Origin of the sequence: Burkholderia sp. (genome assembly GCF_018375725.1) — a bacterium.
Lineage (GTDB): Bacteria > Pseudomonadota > Gammaproteobacteria > Burkholderiales > Burkholderiaceae > Burkholderia.
In genome coordinates, this window is the sequence record NZ_JAHACR010000312.1 from 1 (window position 1) to 4760 (window position 4760).

Here is a 4760-nt window from a genome sequence, read left to right on the forward strand (position 1 = left end):
GGCGGCGCGCACGCGCGCGACTGTGCATCGGTGTCTCCCAGCCCCCGGCGCAATGCCGGGGTGACCCGTCGAACATCCCGCGAAGAGGCCGCATGCGTGCGGACAGCCGCCAACGATTCGGTTACCGAAATACGGGTGCCGGATCGTTCTGCCGTTGCCGTATGGCGGCGCGCGCGACGCCTGCGTATTCGTCAGTTGAATCGGCTGAAGGCGTATGACGACATCGGACAAACGCGTCGCGCGAGTAAAAATGTAAAGCTAGGGTTTCCACTAGGAATACACGGAAAGCCGCGCCAGATGTGGGGTTCCGGTTATCCCATAACTGTTTAGTGAACCTTTGCGTTGCGCCAATCATACGACGACCGACTGCGCTCCTTGGGAAATATTCGGTAATCCGTCAGAATTCGCGTCCGCATGTACTCGCACATGCGACAAAAAACCACACCACATAAAAGAAGCCATTCTTTGAGGACGGAGATTCAATGAAGAAGCGCGTCGCTGTCGCCATGACGGCAGCCGGCCTTGCAGCCGCAACCGCCGCTCACGCACAAAGCAGCGTGATCCTGTACGGTATCGTCGATAACAGCATCGCGTACCAGAACAACGCTGCGCCATCGACCGGGGCGACCTCGGGCGGCCACTCGCAGTGGCGGATGTCGGCAGGCGTATGGGCGGGCAGCCGCTTCGGCCTGAAGGGCACCGAGGACCTGGGCGGCGGCACGAAGGCGGTCTTCCAGCTGGAAGCCGGCGTGAACACGGCAAACGGCGCATCGCAATGGTCGCAGGGCGGCGGCATCTTCACCCGTCAGGCGTGGGTCGGCCTGACCAACAACGCGTACGGTACGCTGACGGCCGGCCGCCAGTACACGGCGTATTACACGCTGCTGTCGCCGTATACCCCGACGACCTGGCTGACCGGCTACTACGGCGCGCATCCGGGCGATATCGACTCGCTCGATACGAGCTACCGTGCGAACAATTCGGTCGTCTATCTGTCGCCGAAGATCTACGGCTTCACGGTCGGCGGTTCGTATTCGTTCGGCGGCATCGCCGGCAACGTGAACCGCGGCTCGACGTGGAGCGCGGGTATCCAGTACATCTACGGCCCGGCAGGCGTCGCAGTCGCCTACCAGCGCATCAACAACGCAACGCTCGGCGGCGGCCAGTGGGGCGCGAATTCGACCGTGGAGAACGGCACGGATCCGAAGACCGGCCTCGGCGTCCAGCCGGCCGTGTCGACGATCAACAACGGCTACAAGTTCGCGCAGGCGCAGCAGCGCGTCGCCGTGACGGCCGGCTACCAGCTCACGCCTACGTGGGATGTGTCGGTGTCGTACGCGAACGTCCAGTACATTCCGGGCGTGGCGTCGGGCTTCGCACACACGGCGACCTTCAACACGGCAGGCGCGATCCTTCACTGGAAGGCGAATGCGCAGTGGGATCTCGCGGCGGGCTACGCATACACGGCGGCATCCGAAGCGAACGGCATCACGAGCGGGGCGCGATATCACCAGGTCACGCTGTCGCAGTACTACAGCCTGTCGAAGCGCACGGGCCTGTATGTGCTCGAGGCGTACCAGCACGCCAGCGGCGATACGCTGAACGGCGGCAAGATCGTCCGCGCGACGACTTCGATCGGTGACGGCGTGGCCGCGGGCGCGGGCCAGAACCAGATCGCTGTCGGCGTCGGTATGATCCACCGCTTCTGATTCCACGCGGCGCGCATACGCGCACCGGGAATGGATGCAAGCCGGCCTTCGGGCCGGCTTGTGTCGTTTACGTGCGAGGCGGATGTCATTCCGGCGCATCCGCCGGCCCGCTTCCGCCCAGCGCCTGAAACAGCGCCGCGGTATCGGCGAGCCGGTCCGCCTGCGCGCGCGTGCGATCGAGTGCGGCTTGCAGCGCCAGCCGCTGTATGTCGAGCCAACCCGATTCGCTGATGCCGCCTGCCGCGTACCGGGCGTCCGCAATGGCGTGACCGGCTTCGGCTTCGCGTGCGGCCAGGTCGCGCGCCTGCAGCGCGGCCGCGTCGTGTTCGACCGCGCGCATCGCATCGGCGACTTGCTGAAGCGATGCCAGCACCGTTTGCCGATAGTCGGCGAACGCCGCCTCGTAGGCCGCTTCGGCCGCGCGCTTCCGTGCGCGCAGTTCGCCGCCGCGAAAGAGCGGTTGCGTCAGATTGAGCCCGATATTCCAGATGTTCAGGCCGTTCACGATATCCGCGACGCGTGTGCGTTCCGATCCCGCGCCGGCCGAGATCATGAAGCGCGGATACAGGTTCGCCGTCGCGACGCCGACGTCCGCGCTCGCCTGATGCAGCAGCGCTTCCGCCGCACGGATATCGGGCCGCTCGCGCGCCAGCGTCGACGGCAGCGCGACCGGCAGCGTGTCGGGCAACTGGAGCGAATCGAGCGAGAGATCCGGCAAGTGTGCGTCCGAGGGCGGTTCGCCGAGCAGGATCGCGAGCCGGTGTTCCGCCTGTGCGTGCTGGGTCTCGAGCGGCGGCAGCGACGCCTGTGTCTGCGCGAGCAGCGTGCGCTGGCTGTGCACGTCGGCCAGCGCGACGCCGCCGGCCGCATGGCGCGCGTCGACGATCCGCAGTTGCCGTGTCTGCGCTTCGATGATTTGCCGCGTCAGCACGATCTGCCGGGCGAGCGATGCGCGCCGGATCGCCGTCGCGACGACATTGCCCGCGAGCGTCAGACGCGCGGCGTCGAGTTCGTACGCGCGATAGTCGACTTGCGCCATCAGCGCTTCGAGCGCGCGCCGGTTGCCGCCAAATACGTCGAACAGGTACGACACGCTGACCGACGCGTTGAAAAGCGAGAACGGGCCCGGGCGCGGGATGTTGCCCGGAATGCCGACGGCGGCGAGGTTGACCTTCTCGCGCGTGGCGGACAGGTTCGCGTCGACGCGCGGCCATTCCGTCGCGCCGGCTTCGGCGGCATAGTTCTGCCGTGCTTCGTCGAGCTTCGCGCGCGCTTCGTCGAGCGTCGGACTGCGCTGAAGCGCCGCATCGACGAGCCGGTTCAGCGGCGGCGAACGGAATCGCGTCCACCAGTGCTGCGGCGAGTGTCCGGCCGCGACGAAGATCTGCGAGGCGCCGGCCGCGCCCGCCGCCGACACGGTTGTCGCGGGCGGGTCGCCGCGCGTATAGCGCTGGGTCGACGGCGCGGCGGGCGCCGTGAAATCCGGGCCGACCGCGCATCCGGACTCAAGCGATGCAACGGCCGCCATGCCGGATATGGCGGACAGGAAGCGGCGGGCAGCGAACCGGGCGGGTTTCATCGCATCGCGCCTAGTCGAGCGTACGCCGGTAGAAGCGCAGCGCAATGCACATCACCACCACGGTAAAGACGGCGACCGGCCAGACCGACGGCCACAGATCGTGCCAGTCGTTGCCCTTGAGCAGGATGCCGCGCACCTGGCGGTTGAAGTAGGTCAGCGGCAACAGGTTGCCGATGAACTGCGCCCACTTCGGCATGCCTGCGAACGGAAACATGAATCCCGACAACAGGATGTTAGGCAGGAAGTAAAACATGGCGAGTTGCATCGCCTGGAGCTGGTTCTGCGCGAGCGACGACAGCGTGATGCCGACCGTCAGGTTGGCGGCGATGAACAGCAGCGCGGACAGGTAGATCGCGAGCACGCCGCCGACGAACGGCACCCCGAACACGAAGCGCGCCGCCGCGAGGATGATCGATACCTGGATCAGTCCGATGAACACGTACGGCACGATCTTGCCGGTCATCACCTCGATCGGCCGCACGGGGGTCGCGAGCAGGTTTTCCATCGTGCCGCGTTCGCGTTCGCGCGTGATCGCGAGGCCGGTCATCATCACCATCGTCATCGTCAGGATCACGCCCATCAGGCCGGGTACGACGTTGTACTGCGTGATGCCTTCGGGATTGTAGAGACGGTGAAGCCGCACCTCGAAGGCGGCGGGGCGGCCGTTCAGGTGCGCGAGCGGCCCCGTCAGGTCCTTGTCCGCGACCGGCTGCACGAGGCCCGGCAGCGCGCCGATCGCGGAGGCGATCGCGACGGGATCGGTCGCGTCCGCTTCCACGAGCAGCGCGGGATGCTCGCCGCGCAACAGCCGCCGTGAGAAATCGGCGGGCACGGTCAGCACGAACTGCACGTCGCCGCGCGCGAGCGCCTGGCGAGCCGCTGCTTCGCCGGGTAAGGTCGCGACAATCTCGAAGTAGGCGGAATTGCGCATCGCGGCGACGAAGCTGCGCGCGAACGGGCTTGGATCCGCGACGATCACCGCGGTCGGCAGATGCTTCGGATCGGTGTTGATCGCGAAACCGAACAGCGCCAGTTGAATGATCGGGATGCCGACGATCATCGCGAAGGTGACGCGGTCGCGGCGCAGCTGCAGGAACTCCTTCAGTACGATGCTCCACCAGCGCGCCACCGAAAACGCCGGGCGCATGCGCGGTCGCGCGCTCATGACGCGGCTCCGCCGCCGTCGTTCGTCGCGTGGCTCATCATGTAGATGAACACGTCCTCGAGACCGGTCTCGATCGGCGCGACGCGCAGGGCATCGTCCTCGGCTGCGCGCCGGACCGCGGCCTCGAGTGCGGGCCGGTCGCGGCCGCTCGCGTGCAGCGCCGAGCCGAACACAACCGTCTGGTCGACGCCGGGCATCGTGCGCAATCGCGCGGCGAGTTCGGTCAGGCGTTCGCCGGTGATCGCCCACGTCGCGAGACCTTGCGACGCGACGATTTCCGCGGCGGCGCCCTGCGCGAGCAGCTCGC

Annotated in this window: 3 protein-coding genes and 1 pseudogene; 1 reads left to right on the forward strand and 3 read right to left on the reverse strand. The window is 67.0% G+C overall.

The window, feature by feature from the left end:
- Positions 1–482: 482 nt before the first annotated feature.
- Positions 483–1709 (forward strand): porin, encoded by a 1227-nt coding sequence (locus KH616_RS21535; RefSeq protein WP_292250629.1) that lies wholly within the window; start codon positions 483–485, stop codon positions 1707–1709.
- A gap of 85 nt (positions 1710–1794) precedes the next feature.
- On the opposite strand, the gene KH616_RS21540 is transcribed toward KH616_RS21535, so the two are convergent.
- The 3 genes and pseudogenes from KH616_RS21540 to KH616_RS21550 all read right to left on the reverse strand — a co-directional run.
- Complete coding sequence (locus KH616_RS21540) at positions 1795–3237, reverse strand: efflux transporter outer membrane subunit (RefSeq protein WP_292250634.1); 1443 nt, start codon at positions 3235–3237, stop codon at positions 1795–1797.
- Between the two features lie 61 nt (positions 3238–3298).
- Complete coding sequence (locus tag KH616_RS21545; protein ID WP_292250631.1) at positions 3299–4453, reverse strand: ABC transporter permease; 1155 nt, start codon at positions 4451–4453, stop codon at positions 3299–3301.
- Positions 4450–4760 (reverse strand): annotated as a pseudogene (locus KH616_RS21550) (ABC transporter ATP-binding protein); the annotation flags it as partial. The pseudogene KH616_RS21550 and the gene KH616_RS21545, both read right to left, overlap by 4 nt.